Source organism: Microbacterium sp. ET2 (genome assembly GCF_030347395.1).
Classification (GTDB): domain Bacteria; phylum Actinomycetota; class Actinomycetes; order Actinomycetales; family Microbacteriaceae; genus Microbacterium; species Microbacterium albipurpureum.
Genome location: NZ_CP128170.1, coordinates 532,550 through 553,273, shown reverse-complemented (window position 1 = coordinate 553,273; position 20,724 = coordinate 532,550). Strand labels below are relative to the sequence as shown.

Below are 20,724 nucleotides of genomic sequence, written 5' to 3'. Positions count from 1 at the left end.
GGACTCCTGTGTCGAAGATCGGGTGTCGGCAGGGGAGCGCACCGATGGCGGGTTGCTCCGATTATTCGACGCCCCCCACGGGCCGGATCCGAACGGCCGGAATCGCAGTCACGAACCGTAACACTGCGGATTCATCCGCTGAACGCGTCGACGAACCGGTCGCGGAACGCGTCCATGCGCAACACCGGCGCGTTCGCTGACGGACGGAAGCCGGCATCCCATCCCCACGCCTCGATCCGCCCGAACACCGCGGGATCTTTCGACACGATCGTGACGGGGACGTCGCTGTCGGCATCCGGCCCGCTGACGACGCGGGAGGGCTGGTGATCGCCGACGAGCACGAGCACGAGATCGGCCGGGTCGTAGGTCTCGAGGAACGACAGGGTCGCGCCGAGCGAGTACTCCATCGACTCGGCGTAATCGGCGCGGACGCGGTGCTCGTCGGGCCAAACGCTTGCCGTAGCGCCGTCATCCAGCTGGCCGGCGAAGATGCTGCCGTCGCCGAGGTCCGACCACGGCACGAGCCGGGGTGTCGGCGTCCACGGCGTGTGCGACGAGACCAGGGAGACCTCCGCCATGATCGGTGCGCCGCCCCGGGCGAGCTCCTCGTCGAAGAAGCGCTGCCAGGTGTATTGATCGGGCACGCGCGCGAAGCCGAAGGCAGGCCCGTCGAACGCCAGCTCTCGCTCGTCGAGCATCCTGTCGAAGCCGTAGAACGCCGCACCCTCGGGCCACGGCTCGGTGTGGGCGGGGTTGACCGTGACCGTGCGCCAGCCGGCGTCGCCGAACAGGCGGCTCAGCGTCATCCGCTCGCTCGAGAGCAGCGTGTCGTACTTCTGCTGGGTGTCGACCCGCGCGCCGCTCTGCAGCGTGCCGTGGGCGAGCCAGCTGACACCGCCGAAGGTGGGGGAGGTGAGGAACGCGCTCTCGGCGCGGTACCCGTTCTCGGTCAGCCGCTCGGCGCTCTCGTCGATCAGCCGGGTGATGCCTGCCATTGGCCCGGCGCCCGACACCGCGACCTCGCCGTAGCTCTCGACGAACGCGATGACGACGTCCTTTCCGCGGAGCCCGGCGAGGAGATCGTCGCGACCGCTGTTGGCGAGCGAGTCGTCCTGGATCGCACGTTCGAAGGCCACCTGCTCAGGAATGCTCTCCGCCGCCTGCACGGCTTCGCCGACGAGGGTTCTCGTGACGTCCGCCGCGGCGACAGCGGCTCCGGTGGGATGCTGCGCCCCGACGACCGACAGGATCACCCACGCGGTCGCCGCGGCGGCGACCGCGGTGCGCCCCCGTGCCCCGAGCCGCGTCACCGTCAACGCGCACCGCAGCACGCACCGGCCGACGACGAACACTGCCGCGACCGCGACCCCGATGACCACGAGCGCCGCGAGCGCAGCGGTGATCGGGCCCACCACGTCTTGAACGACCTTGTAGGCGTTGATGACGGCGCGCCAGTCTTCGGTGGCGGCGAATCCGCGGTCGATCGTTCCTCGGAACGACAGGTCGAGCAGGGCGACGAGGGCCGCGATCACGGTGACCGCCCCGAACGCATACGCGGCGACCCGGCGGATCACGCCGTTCGGAACGGCGACGGCGAGCAGCAGGACGAGGATCGCCTCCACCGGCAGCCGCAGCGCGAGGCCCGTGCCGGGATCGAGCGCACCCGCGAGAAGCGGCGCGCCGATGACCGTCACCCAGGCGAGAGCCGTGACGACCGACGCCCTCCAACTCGCCGTGGGCCGCGGTGCAACGGCAGACCCGCCACCGAGGTGACGATTCTGCGGGTGCGGCGCGGCAGCCGTGGCATCCTGTCCGATACCGCGACGCTACCCGACGGGGAGGGCCTGCCCGACGGTGTAGCGCGATCCGTGGTGATCGCCCGGAAGGCGGTCGCCGCGCCCGTGCAGCTTCTGCCGCAGGGTGCCGGGCTCGTACGCCTCGGGGTAGACGCCCCGGCGCCGCAGCTCGGGGATCACCCATTTCACGATGTCTTCGAACGTGCCCGGGGTGATCGCGTAGGCGAGGTTGAAGCCGTCGACGTCGGTTTCGTCGACCCAGGCCTGCAGCTCGTCGGCGATCTCCTCGGGGCCTCCCACGATCAGCGGGCCGAGACCGCCGATCGCGCTGTGACGGCCGATGTCGCGCACGACCCACTCCTCGCCGTCGTCGTTCGCGGCCTGGAAGTTCGACACCGTCGACTGGATGGCGTTGCTCTTGACGTTGCCGATCGGGTCGTCGAGGTCGTACTCCGACAGGTCGACGCCCATCCACCCCGACATGAACACCAGGGCGCCCTCAGGGCTGGCGTACTGCAGGAAGTCGGCGTGCTTGGCCCGCGCCTTCTCGGGGGTCTCATCGGTGATGATCGTCAGCAGGGTGTAGATCTTCGCAGCATCGCGCGGACGCCCTGCGGCTTCGAGGGCGTCGCGGATGCGCGCGACGGTCGCCTTCAGGACGTGCTTGGTGGGGGCGGCGACGAAGATCGCCTCGGCGTTGCCCGCCGCGAACGCGATGCCGCGCGGCGAGGCCCCCGCCTGGTAGATCACCGGCGTCCGCTGCGGCGACGGTTCGCTGAGGTGGATGCCGGGGACGGTGTAGTGGGTGCCGTAGTGGCCGATCTCGTGCACCTTGGTCGGGTCGGTGAAGACGCCGCTCTCGCGGTCGCGGACCACCGCGTCATCCTCCCAAGATCCCTCCCAGAGCTTGTAGAGCACCTCGAGGTACTCGTCGGCGACGTCGTAGCGCTGGTCGTGCTCGAGCTGGTCGTCGTGCCCCATGTTCCGCGCGGCGCTCGGCAGGTATCCGGTGACGACGTTCCAGCCGACCCGGCCCTTCGTGAGGTGGTCGAGCGTCGACATGCGTCGGGCGAACGGGTAGGGGTGCTCATACGCGGTGCCCGCGGTCACCCCGAACCCGAGGTTCTCGGTGACGGCGGCCATCGCCGACACGAGCAGGATCGGGTCGTTCACCGGCACCTGCGCGCCGTGACGGATCGCGGCCTCGTTCGAGTTGCCGTAAACGTCGTAGGTGCCGAGCACATCGGCGATGAAGATGCCGTCGAAGGTGCCCTGTTCGAGAAGGCGGGCGAGGTCCGTCCAGTACGACAGGTCTTTGTACCGGGCGGACTGGTCATCGGGATGCCGCCACATGCCGGATGACTGGTGCGCGACGCAGTTCATGTCGAAGGCGTTGAACCGGATCTGCTTGCTCATGCCTCCAGCATCGGGACCGAGCCTGCGGTGGCCGAACCGGCCGTCATCGAGCGTCACACAGGGGGGTGGCCGTTACGGAGCCGTTGACGCGGTCGACACCGTGGCGGACGATGGGCCCAGGGACCAGCCGAGGTGTTCGGTGAGGTCCGACACCGCAGGAACCGGGGAGTGACCGTGACCGACGCAGCACCTTCCAGCCAAGCACGCTCCGTGCTGGCCAGCTTCACCGAGTACGCCGACGCGCAGGCGATGGTCGACAGGCTGTCGGATAAGCAGTTCCCCGTCGAGCACGTCGCGATCATCGGCTACAACGTCCGAATCGAAGAGCAGGTGACCGGGAGGATGACGAACTGGACGGCCGCCGGCTACGGCGCCGCCTCCGGCGCCTGGTTCGGCCTCCTCATCGGCCTGCTCTTCGGGCTGCTGTCCGACAACATCGCGGCGTGGATCCTGCTGCTGTTCCTCGGCCTCGGACTTGGTGCGCTCTGGGGCGCGGTGTTCGGCTTCGTCGGGCATGCGGCAACCCGGGGTCGTCGTGACTTCAGTTCCGTGAAGCAGTTCCTCGCGGAGCGGTGGGACGTCACCGTCAGGGCTGATGAGCTGCTGCGGGCCCAGAGCCTTCTGGTGAACACGGCGCCTGGTGCGTCGGCTGCTCCGGCCGAGGGCGGCGCGCCGACCCCGCGGGTGTGATGCGCAACGTGTTCGTTGTGACGGTACCCCCTGGAGGGACTCGAACACGGTTTGAGCTTTTTGTTTAGCGACCTCCAGCGGCATATTCCGCGGGATTACACGGGTTTCCGAGATCGCAGAGTTATTCAGCGACGTCCGAAAGCGGCCAGCGGCGGATGGAATGCGGCCAAGATGCGGTCGAGAATCGCCAATCGCAAAACGCCGCTCCGGCCCAGCCCGCAATAGAATGCGGCCACGACTGCTTTCGGCCCCTCTTCAGAAGGCCGATTTGCGTCCTCTGCACGTTTTGGCGCGATTTGCTGTCAGAGTGCGCAAACGCGTCTCTTGGTTCGCTCGTGTGGTGAGTGTCCCACGATTTCGAGCAAGTAAGCAATTGATGTCGCGTATTGCATATGGCAGAAATAAGGCGTGGGCAATCTATGTCAGGCATTGCTCGCGGTAAGGAGAGAGACAACAGCAGGTCTGCGAACTCGCTCGCATTGACGATGAAGGATGCCGCCAAGCTCGTCGGCGTCGACTACCGCACAATCAAGCTCGGCATCGAGAACGGGACGATCCCCATGGTGCAGCTCGGACGCGCGTGATGATTCCACGTGCCGGGCTGTTGCGCGCCTTCGGCCTGACGCCTGACGGCCGCCCCTTCCAGTGGAATCTCACGAGTGCAACTTCGCGCACTGGGCCAGAGAGTTCACTGAGCCAGGTATCACCGTTGTCGGCCTGGCCGGTGATCGGTAGAACGCGCCGCGTGAGGACGCCGGACACGGGCGCATGCCGCGGAACTGCGGTCGGCAACGCTTGAACGCAGGGCGTCGTTGACATCCGGCAGATGTCAGCTGGTCCGCCTGAGTCCGGGTCACCGCCCGGGGCGGAACTCCATAGCGACGAGATCGCGAGCACAACTACACGCGCACAGCGAACTTATTCTCCTATGAGTGCCCTTGGACGACGCGGGGGGCCTGGCCGAGTCGGCCCCTAAAGGAGAGAACCTACGCGAAGCCAAGGTTCCGAGCGATTCGGTATGGCACCGGGCCCACGGGATGCGCCGTCCGAGTCGACCACGATACCCCACTCTTCGAGCGAAGTGTTCGCTTTTAGCAATCGAGCACGTAGCCGCCTGACTGCGCCGCGGGTTGGGGCTCCGGCCACTGATACGGGGGCCATGTGATGTCGAACGAGCGCAGCAACCGCATTCGTCAGCGAAGCCGGCCAGCCCATCCGTGCACCCATTTCTATGACTAGGCTTTCGCCAACTTCAGCGTGCCCTCGGGAAGTGATCCGCCCATCCCTCACGCGCGTCGTCGCAGGCTTCCCCACATCGTGTAGCAGCGCACCCAACACCACGACCTCTCTGCGGTCCAGCGGGAGGTCTGATCGGTCGTACAACTCGGCAGCTAAGTCCGCGGCAAGTAGAGAATGCGTCAGTGCATCGCCCTCCGGGTGCCAGCGCGGATCTTGAGGCACCCGCATGCTAGCCAGTTCGGGGACCATGTCAGCCAACCCCGTTCGACGGAGACTCTGGGACGGATGGCTCGAGTTGCGTGCGATTCTCCGGAGTGTCGCGCCCACCTCCCGGTCCGAGGCGTTGCTGCTCGACATCATGGCGAAGTACGAGCCAACGGCTGCACACCCGCACCGGCATAGATCATGCCGGGTATGCTCCGGGGTTCGTCACAGCAGTGGTTGCACGCGGACGCCATGCTTACCCCTCTGTGTCGTCTCCGGATCGAAGGCAACCAGGGTGCTTGTCGCCAGTTCATTCCAGTCGTCGCGGGTGATCAGATCATTGCGATGGAAGAAGAAATCCTGCTCGCCGCGCCGGATGAAACCGAACCTCTTTGTGTCGTCGAGATGCTTGATCTGTCCAGTCAGCCTGGACAGCTTCGCTGGATCGATCGTTCTTGCGCGCTGCGCAAATGCCAGCTGAAATTCACCGGCCCGCTTCACGAGAAACTCATCTCCATCGGAATCTCGTCTGAGACGCGCCGAAAGCTCACTGAGGTGAATTAGCCAGTCTGCAGCCACGACGTCCAGGTCTGACGGGTCCAACTTCTCCAGCGCAGCGAGTGCGTCTTCGAGCAGTTCGGCCGCCGCGCCGAGATTGCTGTTCCACAGCGCGTCCTCCGCTCCGAACACGGCGGCGCGGAGACACAGGATAGCGATCGCGTGTCCCGAGATCATAGATTGTGGAATGCCTCCAAGGAGCGAGCATGCCCCGACGGAGTCGCCGTATCGGGCCATGCGAAAACTCACATCCGCCAATTGGTGCAGAAGCGCAGGATTGCGTGAGTTGGTCTTAAGCGCGTCGTTGACAACCCTCAGCGCATGCTCCAGGTCGTTGGTGGCGTCGGCAAAGAAATTGGCTACGTGAAAGGCCATTACCGCGGACTTGTCAGCGTGCTCCAGAGCGCGCTCGAAGTCTTCGGCCGCGGTGCTAACGTCCTCGCGATAATAGTGAGCGATCCCTTGGACCCGCCACACCTCGCCATACGTGGGCGAGAGAACCTGGGCCTCGGCGCAGTGCTCCAGCGCGAGGTCGAAGTTGCCGTCGCGCAACTCGCGGACTGCCGCATGAAGTAGCCGTGCTGTCGGGACATCGGCGCGATCACGTACGTCGATGATGAAGGGGTCAAGCGGATTCGACCGGCTCTGCGCCATGAAGTCTCGGCCCATGTCCTCAAGTTCTCGCAACCTGGCCGTCACCTGTGACCGGAGGCCGGTCGAGGGAGGTTGATGTCTCGAGAGATACTGCGCCGCGAACTCGCCGGGCTCGAATGAGCCTTCGAGATCCCCCTCCGCGGCGTGGCGCATCGTCACGAAGTTTGTCGTCATCAGATCGAGCACCGACGTTTGGATCTTCTCGGCAGACATCGTCGAAAGGAAGGCAAGTTCCGCTAGATTGCGCGGCCCGCGGGCAATCTGCATTGTTTGGAGGACGTTGCGAGCGGGCTGTGGAAGCTTGTCCCAGACATTCGACATACAGAAGTCGAGGAGCAGGCTGTTGTCGTTCACGAGCTCGGCCGGCCGGCGGCCGGCCTGCACACCAGAGACGAGCCACTTAATGTAGAGCGGGTGACCGCGTAGCTTCGCCACGAGGCGAGTGAGGCTATCGTCTCCCAACGTTCGGAGAGCGTCGACCCCGCGGATACCGGCAAGCGTACGGAGGAGACGCTTGGACTCTTCGTTTGTGAGCGGGTCAAGCTTCACGGGATTTTCAATGCCAAGGCCGATTCTGCTCGTCAGCAACACCTTGCTCCCCACCGGCAGGTCCAGGAGGAACGAGCGAAGGCGGTGATCAGTAACCGTTTCGAGGTTGTCGAGGATAAGCAGTACGCGAAACTGTTCGAGGTATTCGAGGAGTTCCTCCATGGGATCCGTAGATTGGTCAGACTGACTGTTTCCCGCCAGTTCCTTGGCGGCAGCCTCGAACAGTCCTAGCGAATCCTGGATCGCACCTCCAATCGTGCTGATCTCCCGATCAGTCAGGGTCGTCGACTTTGCCGTTGCCCAAACGATCGCGTCGAACGGGCTGTCCTGCGCGTCCAGGAGGTCGTACGCGACCTTGAGCGCAATCGCTGTCTTCCCGATGCCGCCGTCGCCGAGCACGGACACGACCGGGTACGCGCCCAGTAAAGCCTTCTTGATGCGCTTCAGTTCCGCCGCTCGCCCGAAAAAGCCGGTTTCATCGAAGTCTGGAATCGGGAGATTATGCTGCGGTTGCTTCAAAGGATCAGCAGGCAGTTCGACGGTCAGGCCAAGCACGAATGATGGCTCGCGCTGAAGGCGCGTGACCACCTCGTCTGTCGCGCTCCAGTCGAAGCGCGAGTGTGCGACTAGCGCGTTGGCTACATCGAGTGCCAACGCCAAGTCCCCAAGTTCCATCGGTCGCGAGTGCGCAACTCGATTTCGCACCTGAATGAGGGCCTGCAACTGGGATGCGATCGTGCCAAGTGAGTCACGAAGGGAGTCGCTCAGATGCTGCTTGTTGGCGAGCAACGCCTGGTAGGAGTCCGCGAAGTCGAGATACTGAACCAACACATCGAGGTCATCACCGATGGATTTGCGGTCACGCGCCAAACGGTGTGCGGCCGCTTGTCGCGCACCATCGGGGATCTGGACGTCGATGTCTGCGTCGAGCGCAAGTATCGCCTCACGACAGTCGGTCTCGATCGCCGAAATCAACGCAAAGCACGTAAGGCGAGTGGCGTTGAAGCTCATCTGATCCCCTGTCGACGTGATTCTTGGTCAACAGTAGAGGGCAACCGCGCGGGAAGCGGCGCTGCGGCTCGCACGGTGTTCGAATGGGCATGGTCGTTACCACGGGCCCACTACGGGGATGTCGGAGGCTGCGGGCAAGATCGCCTCAGACCCCTTGTAATTTCCGCGGATGTTATCCGTCTCGCATGGCGAGGGTCATCGAGCGCTAGACGTTCACAACCAACTGTCCGACGATCACTCCCAAGTTGTCGGGGCGGATCAGCACGCCGCGATTCACCCGAGTACTCGCCAGGTCGTGGTCGGTCAGGCAGCACCACTCTCAAATGAGAACAAGGCAACCGAATCAATGGTCATCGTCGAACTCGGCCGCGACGGCGCCGCTGAACAGAGGGTTCTCGTCCACGCGATCGACGTACAGCCTGCGTGGTCGGGCGCATTCCTGCCGCGTGGGGGCCACCACCGACCGTTGATCGGTCCATTCTTTAGGCATGGGACGTCAAAGTCCCCGATCGTGGGGAACGAAGTGGACGTCGAACGGGCTATTCCGCTGTCTCTGTCCTCAGCCCTGCCGCTCATGGCAGTCTGAGCTTGGCTGCGGATAGCATGTGCCGGTGACCGATCCCGCGAGCGGAAAGCTCCTACAGTTACCGCTCGAATCTTTGAGGCTGGACTGGAATAATCCGCGACTTCCCCCCTCGATGCAGAGACCCGAAGTCTCTCAGGAGGAGTTGGCGACCTACATCAACAAGCACTATGACCCGCTGCGTATCGCGGAAAGCATCGCGACGCACGAGTTCTTCCAGAGCGAGCCTCTCATCGCCGTGCCCGAGGGCGAGGGCTTCCGGGTCATCGAGGGCAACCGCCGCCTTACCGCACTCATGGGACTAGCTGGCCAAGCGCTGCGCGAGCGGTTCGCCGAGGAGAACAAAGGTTGGAAGCGTATTGCCCCGACTGGCGTCCCCCATATGCTTCCCGTCTTAGTGGTCGACGATGAACGTTCGGTCGCGCCCCTACTCGGCTATCGCCATATCTCAGGCATCGAGCCGTGGGATCCCTACGCCCAGGCGCGATACATCGCTCGGCTCGTAAACGAGAACGACACCCTTGAGCACGTTGCAGATCTAGTTGTAGTGCCCAGGGACGTTGTTTGACCTGGTTGCCGTGATGTGACGAGAACCTCCCGGCAGAGTGGAGCTGCTACCACTTCGCTCTGAAACCCGGGAGGTTCTCGTGTCTCACGCTAATGCGGCCCTCACGCCGCGCCAAAGGCTGCGCCTGGCAAAGCAGATCGTCGATGAGGGTTGGTCCGTGGCGGCGGCCGCCCGGTTCTTCCGGGTGTCGTATCCGACCGCGACGAAATGGGCCAGGCGGTATGTCGAGCTCGGGCCGGAGGGCATGGTCGATCGCTCGAGCAGACCGCACGTGCACCCGAACCAGACTCCCCGGCCCGTCGTGAAGAAGATCGTGCATCTGCGCTTGCGCAAGCGTCTCGGGCCGGTGCAGATCGCTGGCCGGCTCGGGTTGAGCGCGTCGACGGTCCACGCGGTGTTGGTGCGCTGCCGACTCAACCGGCTCTCGCATGTCGACGTGAGGACCGGGGAACCGGCCCGACGATACGAGCACGACAGCCCCGGCGCCCTGATCCACGTGGACGTGAAGAAGCTCGGCAACATCCCGATCGGCGGTGGCTGGCGGTTCGTCGGGCGCGCTCAGGGGGACCGCAACAGGGCCGCGTCCGACCTGAACCGCCGCAAGGGCAAGAACCGCGACCCTCTCCTCGGGCACGCGTTCGTCCACACCGTGATCGATGACCACTCCCGCGTGGCCTACGCCGAGATCCACGACGACGAACGCGCGACCACCGCGATCGGCGTGCTGCAACGCGCCACATCCTGGTTCGCCGACCGCGGCGTCATCGTCGAACGGGTGCTCTCTGACAACGGATCGGCCTACCGATCCCACGCCTGGCGGCACGCCTGCCAAGAGCTGGCGATCACACCGAAGTTCATCCGCCCCCGCCGCCCACAGACCAACGGGAAGATCGAGCGCTTCCACCGCACCATGGCCGACGGCTGGGCTTACTCGAAGCACTACAACTCCGAGTCAGCCCGCCGCGCCGCTCTTCCCGCCTGGCTGCACTTCTACAATCACCACAGGCCCCACACCGCCATCGGAAAGCTCCCGCCCATCAGCCGGATCTCAAACAACCTGCCTGGGCACTACATCTAGTGGGCCGGGACGTTTCGGAAGTTCGCTCGATGTACCGAGACCACGAAATCCTGCAGCAGGCCGACGAGATGTGGAAAATCGACACGTCTCGCGCCCGGGCCGCGTTCGGTGTCTTCACCAATGCGCTGGGTCGGCGGGGCATTCAATCGTTCATTGGCGCACCCCAACCTCGGCATGTGAAAACTACGGAATATCCAATTCCGGATGACCGCCAACAGAACCTGCGGGATCTCCTCCGTTGGGTGTTCGGGAACAGTCGAGGGGAAGGACGAGTCATCACGGATAGCCGGCAGCTCGGCGACCTCTCAAAAGTCCTCGCCAAGCCCTCCGCCGCCGACACGCTCCGGAAAACCGGCAGTTTGGTCGACGCGGTCGACTCATTGGCCGACGCTCACGAGCAGTTTTCACGCTCGTCTGCGCGCGTCCTTCGGGAACTCGAGAAGATTCTTGATGGAAACAAGGTTGGGAAGGGCCGGGTGGATGAGTTCCTAGCGAAGGTCCGGCGCATCCTGGAAGAGATCGCAGCATCGACGGAGACAGAAGCGTGAGGTCCGTCGCAGTTCCCATCGACTTCGACAGCCACTCGTTGGCCGAGTTCATCGAGGCGAGGCTGCTTCTCGGAGAAGACGATTTTCTTAGTATCGCCGAGATACGAGGGGAGTTCCCAAGCGGGAGCAAACCTAACGACCTTGAACTAGAGGATGCGCTGGCGGAGGTGGAGCGGCGTTCCGCAGACTTCGGGGCGCTCTACCCATTCAGGTCGGAACACCGCGGGGTTCGACTCGACCGACGTGACTCGAGCAGCCTTTACGCCTGCCTCTTGCTGCTGTCCTTGAGGGGGACACCTCTTCGCGCGTCCGGGGATTACAGGACTTCCGACGAGGTTTTTGACGAGATCGTTCGCGTCGCCTTCCGCAATCACTTAGGATCCGGCGCGCGAGCCTTAACGTTCGGAACCCCGCCTCGAGGGGGGCGACCGGGCCGCTTCTCGCTGGCGGTGGCGTGGGTTGCGGACGCGTTAGGCCTCGAGATGCGAACCACCGCCATCAATGATGACTATCAGGATGCCGGTGTTGACGTCATTGCGTGGAGGGCTTACCCGGACGGGCGCAACGCGTTTCCGATCATCCTCGTGCAGAACACAGTGGAGTTCGAATACCGCAACAAGCCGCGCGACGTACGGCCCTCGCAGTGGCGTGACTGGATTACGGTGGGCGCTCAGCCTCATATTGGGTTCGCAATCCCATTCGCGATGCCTTATAGCGATCCGCGTTGGGATCACATCAATCTGGACGTGGACGTCATCATGGACCGAGGGCGCCTCATGCACGAACTCTCCTCGGAGGTGCCAACAGGCTGGGAACTCTGGCCGCAGATCAAGGCTTTTGTTGATCACGAGTCACAGGACCAACCAGAAGCTGAGGACGTTCGCATCGTTCGGCGCCGAAAGCCGATGCGATCTGCGCTCCGCGACGCCGTCACGAGGCAGCCGGCCGAGCGGGCAACGGGTCAGGGCTTGGACGAGGACTCGTAGCTGGCGCCACCGCAGCACGCCCTCCCATCCAATGCCAGAGTGCTCGCGCGCGTCGGCCGCAAGATCGATTCGGGGATCAGCGGCGAGGACGGCGTCTGCTGTCCGCAGTCGACGATAGGTTGGCAATCGAATAGGAGAGGGGTGTGTGTGACCAAGGCTATGGAGCGGTTTGACTTCATCGACCTCTTCGCCGGCCTCGGCGGCTTCCATGTCGCGCTGGAGCAGCTCGGCGGCCGTGGAGTCTTCGCAGCGGAGTGGGAGCCGACCCTCAACCGGCTGTACGCAGACAATTTCCCTGGCACCGTTGTATGGTCTGACGTCAACGAACTCAATACTCCGGAAGCCATCGCCGCGCACGTGCCCGACCATCAGGTACTTACGGCGGGCTTCCCATGTCAACCGTTCTCCAAAGCGGGAGAGCAACTCGGTTTCGAGCACACGCTGCAGGGGCAACTGTTCTTCAGAGTGCTTGACATCCTGAAGCAGAAGCAACCTCGTCGCTTCATCCTCGAAAACGTCCCAAACATTCTGCGCCACAAGAATGGCGCAACGCTCCAAACCATGCTGTCGGAACTAAGCGAAGCCGGGTACGAAGTTGAGTGGCGGCAGTACTCGCCCCATGAGTTCGGGGTCCCGCAGATTCGAGAGCGGGCGTATTTCGTCGGGTCTCTTGACGGACTGGATGACTTCGACTGGCCCGAGCCGACAAGGGCAACTACAGACATTCGAACAGTGCTCGATGCGGCCGCGACGCCCAGTCGCGCGATCCCCGCCCAAACGGAACGGGCAATCGACATGTGGGACGACTTCCTCGTACGTTCATCGGCAGAAGTCAAGCTTCCGTCATTCCCAATCTGGTCCATGGAGTTTGGCGCCACCTACCCGTTCGTCGACGAGGGCACGCCTGTCGCCATCTGGGAAGCGGAAGGGGCTAGCGGACTCGGTAGATTCCAGGGCAGCTTCGGACGTGAACTCGCTGGGCTAACACGCCGTCAGCAATATGATGCTCTTCCGAGTTACGCGCGCCGGGACGGAAGCCTGTCCTTTCCACGCTGGAAACAATCATTCATCCGGCAAAACCGGCAGTTCTTCAGCGACAACCACTCATGGATTGTCCCCTGGATGAATAAGTGGGAGCCCTGGCTGCTACCGCAGAGCCTGCAAAAGTTCGAGTGGAACGCCCAGGGCGGCGAACGACGGATTGACAATTACGTACTACAGGTTCGCGCATCCGGCATACGAGTAAAGCGCACAACGACCGCACCGAGCCTCATCGCCATGACTAGCACCCAGGTGCCGATCCTGGGCAGAGGCATCCTGGGCGTTCGTCGGTACATGACGCCCGAAGAGTGTGCGGAATTGCAGAGCCTCGATGGGGTGAGACTTCCTGCAAGCGACGTCGCAGCGTACAAAGCCCTCGGGAACGCAGTCAACGCGAGCGTGGTCAGGGCCATCGCAGAGCCGTTGCTCCGCGGAATCGACGTGGTGGAATCCCGAATGGCTTCAGCTAACAAGGCCGCCTAGTCTGCCAACTGGAAGGCACGGATTGTGATGCAGCAACTTGATGAGATCGACGATGAAGTCGCCGAGGATCCGATCGTCCAGTCGCGGGCGGATGTATCCGAACTGCTCGCGACCCTGTCGCAGGCAAGTGACGCTCCGACTGAGTTCGATGCTGTGGCCGCGTCCTTCAGTTCAGAGGAAGTGGACTTCTCGACAGATGCATGGATTGCCCGAGTAGCCGACGTACAGGGCTGGCTTCGTTTCGACGAACCCTTAGCTCTGCAGAGCACGGAGCAGTTCGTTCGCTCCCTCGCCGGTCTCCTGGGTTTCCGCGACGTTGCCGATGTGGTTTCCGGGCCGAGGGAATCGCCGCACCTGACACTGGTAGGTCTTGATCGTCTGCGCGACCGGGCGGAGCGCGCAGTCCGTCTCCAGCAAGTGTTTCTCGAGAACTATGAAGCTGACGGCGGTACGCGTGAGTCGGCGACCCGGAATTGGATCGCGGCGTGGGAGGACGAGGAGGACGACTCCGCAGAGACCCTTACGCCTGTGCCGGTGTCCGCCAAGGCAGCGACGTGGCGCATCAACGAGTTCGTGGAAGCGGCGAAGGCAGGTCGTCTGAATCTGGCTCCCTCCTATCAGCGCGGCGATGTGTGGGGCACGGGTGCACGCCAAATTCTCATTGAGTCCATCCTCCGCGGGATCCCACTTCCGTCCGTCATCTTGTTGAAGCCGTCGGGCGGTGCGGGCAAACCGTACGAGGTTGTGGACGGGAAGCAGCGGTTGACATCCATCCTGCGCTTCGTCGGCAAGCATCCGTTGGCGATTGAGATCGTCGCTGATGCTGATCGAACTCACCCGGGCAACAATCTGCGTGATCTCTTCGCGACCGACTACCCGAGATTTAAGCGCGCATGGAAGGGACTTTTCGGCGAGCCGATCACCTCGTCGCTCGAGGAAAAGTACTTCTTCCCCTTCAAGCTTCGGGCTGATGTCAGAGGTCTCGCCGGGGAGGCATTGGAACCGCTCCGCGGCAAGTACTACACCCAAATCAAGGACAGTTCAATCAAGGTTGCCGACGATGCGGTCACAGTCGCCGACGTCTTCGAGGGCTTCAGCGAGTATCTCGTGCCGATCATCGTTTACAACAGGGCGACGCAGGCGCAGATTCACGAGGTCTTCAACCTGTACAACAAGCAGGGGACTCATCTGAATGCCGAAGAAATCAGGAATGCGATTTTCCACGAACTCGAACTAACGCGCACGATCCTTGTTGCTGCGGGTGATTCGGACCCGCGAATCCCAATCGAGAGCGTTGCTCCCTCTCTGCTAGAGGACTGGGACGAGATCGGAATCCTTCAGGAGACCCTCTCAGCGTACGAGTTCGGCACCTCGCGCTATCGGCGAACGAAAGTGCTCTCTTGGATTATCGCTACGCTCCTCGGTGAGAAGACGGGGGACAACCTGCCCTCCACGGCAAGGCATATCGACAACCTGCTCCAGCGCGTACAGAACGATCCACGCGATCGGCTTCGGGACCCCGCGGCGCTTCGAGACCTCTTCCACCTGATCTCGGACGCCGTCGACTTCCACGCCGGCCACGCAGAACTCTGGGCAGCCGTGTTCCGCGATGGCGGCGCCGGGACGAAGTGGCAGGAGTTGCAATTGGTCGGGAGCGTGCTCGGGATCGCGATCGTGGCTGCGGTACGGCCGGACGACTTTGAAGAACTGTGCCTAGTTCATTCAGATGCTTTTTACTCAGCGAGCAAGTCGGAAGCGTGGCGGCGACCGGAGAAGACGCAAACCAAGACTCAATGGGAGTACATCTCTCGGGTCACAAGGTCGATCCTCGAGATCGTCGGAGTCGATCCAAAGCAGGCGTCGGATTCGCTCAGGGACAGATTCGGCTCGTCGGGTGTTGATGCCCTGCTGGCGGTGACTGGTGACGGTTCCCGCGAGTGATGGGGCTGCTACCCCGGGTTACCACGAGCGCCTCTATGTAGATCCGCAAGGCGCTCGCGAACAGGCCGACGGTTGGTGGGACCGTTACCTGACGACGCTAAGCAATCTAAGTTCCACGACGAGCGAGGTGCTCTCACGAGACGCAGACTACATTGTCGAGCGAGGCATCTTCGGAGTCGGATCGCCCGATCCCGCAGCTTGGCCCGAGAGCCGTGTGCGCCGGGGCTTAGTGATGGGATCTGTCCAGTCCGGAAAAACTGCCTCCATGCTCGCCGTCGCAGCAAAAACACTTGATCGCGGTGCTGACGTCGTCGTGATCCTGGCCGGTACGCGTCTCTCGCTGTGGCGGCAGACGTTCGGGCGGCTTCAGGCTCAACTCGATGTCGGCGCGGACTCCGTCGCAAAGCAGCGGCGCCGTATCCTGGCGCCTGCCCCCGGCGTTATCGCAGGAGAAGGTAGCAGCATCCCCCTTTCCACGCTGTACCGGCTCCAGCCGGCCCAAGTGCGGAGGGCAGTGGCTGGCGGCCAGCCGTTGATCGTCGTCGCCATGAAGCAGACGGACCATTTGCGGGCACTAGGCCAAAGTCTGCGGGAGAGCGTGTTTCCTGCGATCGAACGACGCGGTCGAGCGGCCCACATGATCGTGCTCGATGATGAAGCCGACGACGGTTCGATACTCGATGCGCGCATCGAGAACTCACTGAATCCGGTCTTCGGCCACCTAAAGCAGGTCCCGCGAGCGATCGCCGATCTGTGGGCGCCTCGCGTGTCGGCGGCGCCCCGAGATCTGTTCACGACGTACGTAGGGTATACGGCAACTCCACAAGCGAACTTCCTGCAGGAGGATCAGAATCCGCTATTCCCACGGGACTTCGTGGTTTCCCTCCGCACGCCGTTCGACTCCGGAGCCATTGAACCAAGGTCGTCCACGTACTTTGAACCGGGCGGCCTCCGGAATTACTACACGGGCGGCACGGCATATTACGAACGTGGCCGCGCCGCAGAGATATGTGTGCCGGTCGGTACGAACCCGGCCGACGACCTGGCGGACGCGGTCCGCGCCTTCTTGGTTGCTGGTGCTATTCGTCTCCTCCGAGTTGGCGACCGGTTGGGTCCGATGGCCGCTCGCACGCACTCTTTTGAGAGCAGGGATGAAGCACTGCGCCTATCGCCCGAGCCTCATTCCATGCTGATCCATCCCTCGGCATCAGTTGACGACCACTTCAGCACCGCGGCGAGGGTCCTCCGCTGGGCGGGTATCGAGTCAGACGAGGAGGCGGCCGAGCTCATCGAGTCGGGTCGGGCTTACCTGCCCGCGTCGCTCGCGAGCAAGGTCGACGAGGAGGAATCGGAGTGGGTGACATGGGTTGATCGATACCGGAAGTCGGCGGTCGAACTGCAGCGAGCATTCACCACACCGGTTCCCGCGATGGTCCCCGAGTGGGCCGAGGTCAAGTATGTCCTTCAGCGAGAAATCATTCCGAGCACGAGGGTTGCCGTCGTCAACAGCGATGCCGCTGCCGACGATCGCCCTGAATACGAGCCCACGCCGAGCCAGGAAGGATGGCTCGCTGCCAGAGATCTCTGCACGATCTTTGTGTCCGGCAATGTGATGGCGCGAGGGCTGACGCTCGAGGGGCTTACGACTACGTTGTTCCTCAGGACCAGCGACCAGCCGCTCGCGGATAGCCAGATGCAGATGCAGAGATGGTTCGGTTACCGGGGCTCATACTTTGAGTTATGCAGGCTCTTCGCATCCTCAAGCCAGTTGCGCTTCTTCGCCAAGTACCACGACGTGGATGAAGGCATGCGGCAGATCATCGCGTCTGAGATGACAGGCGAGTCGGCTGCGCCGTCCCCTAACGTCTTGCAGGGCGCGGGCTTCTTGGCTACAGGAAAGATCGCGAACCTAGGAAATCAACCGCTGTGTCAGGGTAGCAAGCCGCTCATACGAATCGTCAACTCAGGCGAGCAGGAAGACCCCAACACCTTTGTCGTCGCCGAGCTGTTCGCGAAGAACCCGTCGCGAGATGTCTATGCTGGCGGCACACTGAGGGGGCGGATGCTCGAAGAACCGTTGCCGCTGGCGCAGGCTGCGGATCTGCTCGATAGCCTGCGGTTTGACGGCTACGTCCCGGGATACGACAGCTGGCAGGGAGTTCTTTGGGACGAAGTCCAGGCGCGGGTGGAAGAACAAGGGGCCTTGGCATACTCGGAGCCTCTCTACCGACCGCCGGAGCCTTCCGCGGGTCGCGCTCCGGATCCGGCACGGAAGGATTGCCCGTATACCCTCGGCGCCTACCTCCGCCTTTGGGATGCTTGCCTCACTCGTCGTGTGCGCGGACTGTTCCCGACGGACGATCCCTCTCTTCCGTGGTCGGCAGTTGACTTGAGCCTGCGCCGGAGTCGGCGGCCGCGGTTTTGGGTCGGAATACGGTACGGCGGCGAGTCTGCGGTGTCTCGCGGTCCAATGTCGGACCTGACTTTCGAGGTGCCAGCCGCAGGCCGACATGTTGCAGGTGGTCAGCTTGGAGGCCCGTGGGGATCGCAGGATCCTTCGGCTGGGCCGGATGGCTATCGGGGCGACGACTATATGGACTACTACTTCCGGGGCGAGCCGGTTGTAGGAATTGATGTCGCGGGCCACACATGGCGGCCCGCTGGCTCTGACGGCCAGATCCTCTTCTATGTGAATCAGCCAACGGGTCAGAAGCATCCGACGATCATCACAGGAGTGTGCATCCCGATCGGCGGGCCGGATCAGTTCGCGGCGGCGTTTTCGGCTCCAGCACCGTTACGAGCGTAGGAGGTCGAATGAACACCGCACACTACGAAGATCTCCTAGCTGTGATTGAGGGCCTGCATCCCTCAGATGCGACTGAGCGTGCTGTCACGTGGGCGACGCGGGCCGGGGCCGTTGGCGTTGCGCGAGCTCACGACGGAAAGATCGAGATCTTCATGCGAGGCGATCCGCTCGTCGCGGTTTCGGGAACCATCCGAGAGTTGCTCGAGCACCAGGTGTGGTTCCGTCGCGCTGGGCTCCCCCCGGTTGAAGCCAGCCGTCTCCTTCTGCCGGCGGCAGGGCACTTCGCCCACGTCGCGGCATTCGTGTGCACTGAGCTACTGCGCAACGGCGCGGACGTTGACCTTGCCGGGGCGTTCCGACGCACCGAACCGATCATCGAGTTGGCGATCCGACGGCTTCGGCTATCCGATCAAGTATTGGTCGGTCTCGCGGGCGAACTCCTTGTCTTGGACGCACTTTGTCAAGGAGCAGTCGGCAATCAAGTCATCGGCGTTGTCAGCAGTTGGGACGGTTGGAAGGAGTCCCGCCGCGACTTCGCGCTGGGAGGAGTCGGCGTAGAGGTAAAGGCGACGACTCGGGCGACCTCGGCGCACCAGATTCAGGGGGTGCATCAGGTTGAACTCTTCGATAGCGAAGACGGTAGCGAGAGCGAAGCCATGTTGTTCTTGGTCAGCGTGGGTCTGGCCTGGGAGAACCGGGACGGGGCGTTCAGCGTCCCAGGCCTCGTGGATTCGATCGTCCGTCGACTTCACGAGGTCGAAGCGCGAGACGCGATCGATACCTTTCTGGCGCATGTTCGTGAGTACGGGGCGAACGCCGATGTCGGCTACGACCATAAGACGATGTCGACCGATCTTCGCTTCACTCGGACTTTTGTGCCGCGCTTCGTACGCGCCTACGACATGACTGACCCGCAGATCCAGGTGCTCAGATCAAGGGACATCGCGCCCCACCAGCACGTGCTCACTGACTCCGTCTCATTCAGAATCGAACTCCCAGATCGTGTGTCGGGGGACCTTAATCCCACCTCGGGGCTTCACGAGGTCGCTACGGCGATTCTTGGCGCAGTGCCATGACAGGCGGACTGCGGCGCATTAGGAATCCGCCTCAGATATATCGAACGAGCGGTTCCGATCGACGATCGACGATGAACGAAAGCTCGGAGTTGCGAGGCTGTGGGTAATCAGGGGCCTCGCGGATTATCCAGGCGAAGTGGCCGGAAGAATCGATTCAATGTACTCCTCTATAGAGCCCTGCCCGGTCACGCCCGTCTGGAAGAGGAGTTCGACGATGTCACGCCCTGACAGAACGATTATCGGGTGACCATCTTCTTTCAACTCGGCGTATGCCTGCCTGTCCAGATAGCTGGTCGTGACGAGAATCCCAAACTGCCGATGGCGCAGTCGCGAGATGAGTCGTGACAGCTGTTTCACGCCTACCCCTTTGGACGGCGCGTAGCACTTCGCCTCCACTGCGAAGTCGATCTCAATCCCGCTCAAGCCAGTGCCAAGTCGATACTTTCCGACCGCATCGCGGCCGCCATCCCGGCTTGGCCTCGTCACCTCCAATTCCGATGCCTTGGGCAGATACAACTGCACAAGATGCGCGGCGAAATGTTCGAAGTGGTGAGGACGCCCAGAGAAGTAACCATAAAGCGAGTTCAGGATTTCTCGCTGGGCGCTTGTTGTAGGCTCTTGCTCCTTTGGGGTGCGGACCTCCCGCGTACGCGGGGCCACTAGAGGAGCGGGCACGCCAGTCTTGATCCACTTTCGCCATGCTGCTGGCGCCTCGACAGTATTCGCGACGGCCCCGTTGATGACACTGTTCAGCCAGCTGCGAGTGAGAATCGGTGCATCGAGTATCGTGAATAGCCCGCGGTAGTTCTGATATCGCTCGCCCCCGGTCGAATGCCAGATGGCCACGAGCTCCTCCGATGAAGGAAGCCCGCGGACTCCCGGGACCGCCAGCCCAAGGAAGCGCTGGCCTCGCCCTACACCAGTCGATGCAAAAGCCAGCACCGGCGGGAAGTCAGCCCGTCCCTCTTTGCTCGCGGCGGCCTGGAAAAGGTGACGGAGAACCTCATTTCCGCGGATGGGAGTGTTGTGCAGTTCGCGGCCCGGGCGCCTGTTGTCGCCGTAGTAAGTGAAGACGCCAGTTTCCGCGTCGAGGTGATCGGGCCAGTCCGCGCTACGTCCTGTTGTGGTCAGGACGACCAGTAAGGGCCGGCTCGCCGAGCCGAGGTAGCGGATGCCCCCCGACGCCTTTACCGACAGCAATCGTCTGAGCGGTTCAGCGCCAAGATTGGTGCTTTGGCCTCCTTCGTACACCTCGTCAACCACCAGGTCAGCGGTATCCAGGGAATCAAAATCAACGGCCATTCAGCGCTCCTCGTATCCTCTGATCGTGGCAGAGAACTCGATGCATCTGGAGAGGCCTTGGAACTTTTCTCGGACGGCGTGATAACGTCTCACGCGGTCGCCTCGGACTCACCTGCATGCTTGCATGGGTGCAGGGACGGCGTCGGGATCCCCTCTATGTCAAGGCCCCGGTATCCAGCGGTTCAACTGCTGCTA

14 protein-coding genes are annotated in these 20,724 nt (G+C 62.9%); 9 read left to right on the top strand and 5 right to left on the bottom strand.

Annotated features, from left to right (window positions below):
- Positions 1-131: 131 nt before the first annotated feature.
- Together QSU92_RS02715 and QSU92_RS02710 are read right to left on the bottom strand one after the other, a co-directional pair.
- Positions 132-1,694, bottom strand: a complete 1,563-nt coding sequence (locus QSU92_RS02715; protein ID WP_289264673.1) for a sulfatase-like hydrolase/transferase — start codon at positions 1,692-1,694, stop codon at positions 132-134.
- Between the two features lie 132 nt (positions 1,695-1,826).
- Positions 1,827-3,212, bottom strand: a complete 1,386-nt coding sequence (locus QSU92_RS02710) for an LLM class flavin-dependent oxidoreductase (protein WP_289264672.1) — start codon at positions 3,210-3,212, stop codon at positions 1,827-1,829.
- A gap of 174 nt (positions 3,213-3,386) precedes the next feature.
- On the opposite strand from QSU92_RS02710, the gene QSU92_RS02705 reads away from it, so the two are divergent.
- Positions 3,387-3,902, top strand: coding sequence for a general stress protein (locus QSU92_RS02705; protein ID WP_289264671.1), 516 nt, complete (start codon positions 3,387-3,389; stop codon positions 3,900-3,902).
- Positions 3,903-4,874: 972 nt separating this feature from the next.
- Here QSU92_RS02705 and QSU92_RS17545 read toward each other — a convergent pair.
- Together QSU92_RS17545 and QSU92_RS02700 are read right to left on the bottom strand one after the other, a co-directional pair.
- Positions 4,875-5,369: an HD domain-containing protein gene (locus tag QSU92_RS17545; protein WP_422880429.1), complete on the bottom strand. Its 495-nt coding sequence runs from the start codon at positions 5,367-5,369 to the stop codon at positions 4,875-4,877.
- Between the two features lie 201 nt (positions 5,370-5,570).
- Positions 5,571-8,117, bottom strand: a complete 2,547-nt coding sequence (locus QSU92_RS02700) for an NB-ARC domain-containing protein (protein ID WP_289264669.1) — start codon at positions 8,115-8,117, stop codon at positions 5,571-5,573.
- A 611-nt stretch (positions 8,118-8,728) separates the two neighbouring features.
- On the opposite strand from QSU92_RS02700, the gene QSU92_RS02695 reads away from it, so the two are divergent.
- The 8 genes from QSU92_RS02695 to QSU92_RS02660 all read left to right on the top strand — a co-directional run bounded on the left by QSU92_RS02695 (position 8,729) and on the right by QSU92_RS02660 (position 19,227).
- Positions 8,729-9,268: a ParB N-terminal domain-containing protein gene (locus QSU92_RS02695; RefSeq protein WP_289264667.1), complete on the top strand. Its 540-nt coding sequence runs from the start codon at positions 8,729-8,731 to the stop codon at positions 9,266-9,268.
- Positions 9,269-9,347: 79 nt separating this feature from the next.
- Positions 9,348-10,346: an IS481 family transposase gene (locus QSU92_RS02690; RefSeq protein WP_289264665.1), complete on the top strand. Its 999-nt coding sequence runs from the start codon at positions 9,348-9,350 to the stop codon at positions 10,344-10,346.
- 29 nt (positions 10,347-10,375) lie between these two features.
- Positions 10,376-10,894, top strand: coding sequence for a hypothetical protein (locus QSU92_RS02685; RefSeq protein WP_289264664.1), 519 nt, complete (start codon positions 10,376-10,378; stop codon positions 10,892-10,894).
- The gene (locus QSU92_RS02680) at positions 10,891-11,880 is read left to right on the top strand and encodes a hypothetical protein (protein WP_289264661.1); all 990 of its coding nucleotides are present in this window, start codon (positions 10,891-10,893) and stop codon (positions 11,878-11,880) included. Before QSU92_RS02685 ends, QSU92_RS02680 begins: the two co-directional genes overlap by 4 nt.
- A gap of 39 nt (positions 11,881-11,919) precedes the next feature.
- Entirely contained in the window at positions 11,920-13,404 is a 1,485-nt protein-coding gene (locus QSU92_RS02675; RefSeq protein ID WP_289264660.1) for a DNA cytosine methyltransferase, read from the top strand.
- Between the two features lie 27 nt (positions 13,405-13,431).
- Positions 13,432-15,345, top strand: coding sequence for a DUF262 domain-containing protein (locus QSU92_RS02670; RefSeq protein WP_289265796.1), 1,914 nt, complete (start codon positions 13,432-13,434; stop codon positions 15,343-15,345).
- Between the two features lie 265 nt (positions 15,346-15,610).
- Entirely contained in the window at positions 15,611-18,151 is a 2,541-nt protein-coding gene (locus QSU92_RS02665) for a Z1 domain-containing protein (RefSeq protein ID WP_289264659.1), read from the top strand.
- 8 nt (positions 18,152-18,159) lie between these two features.
- Positions 18,160-19,227, top strand: coding sequence for a PD-(D/E)XK motif protein (locus QSU92_RS02660; RefSeq protein WP_289264657.1), 1,068 nt, complete (start codon positions 18,160-18,162; stop codon positions 19,225-19,227).
- Between the two features lie 123 nt (positions 19,228-19,350).
- On the opposite strand, the gene QSU92_RS02655 is transcribed toward QSU92_RS02660, so the two are convergent.
- Positions 19,351-20,529 (bottom strand): restriction endonuclease, encoded by a 1,179-nt coding sequence (locus tag QSU92_RS02655; protein ID WP_289264655.1) that lies wholly within the window; start codon positions 20,527-20,529, stop codon positions 19,351-19,353.
- Positions 20,530-20,724: the final 195 nt, after the last annotated feature.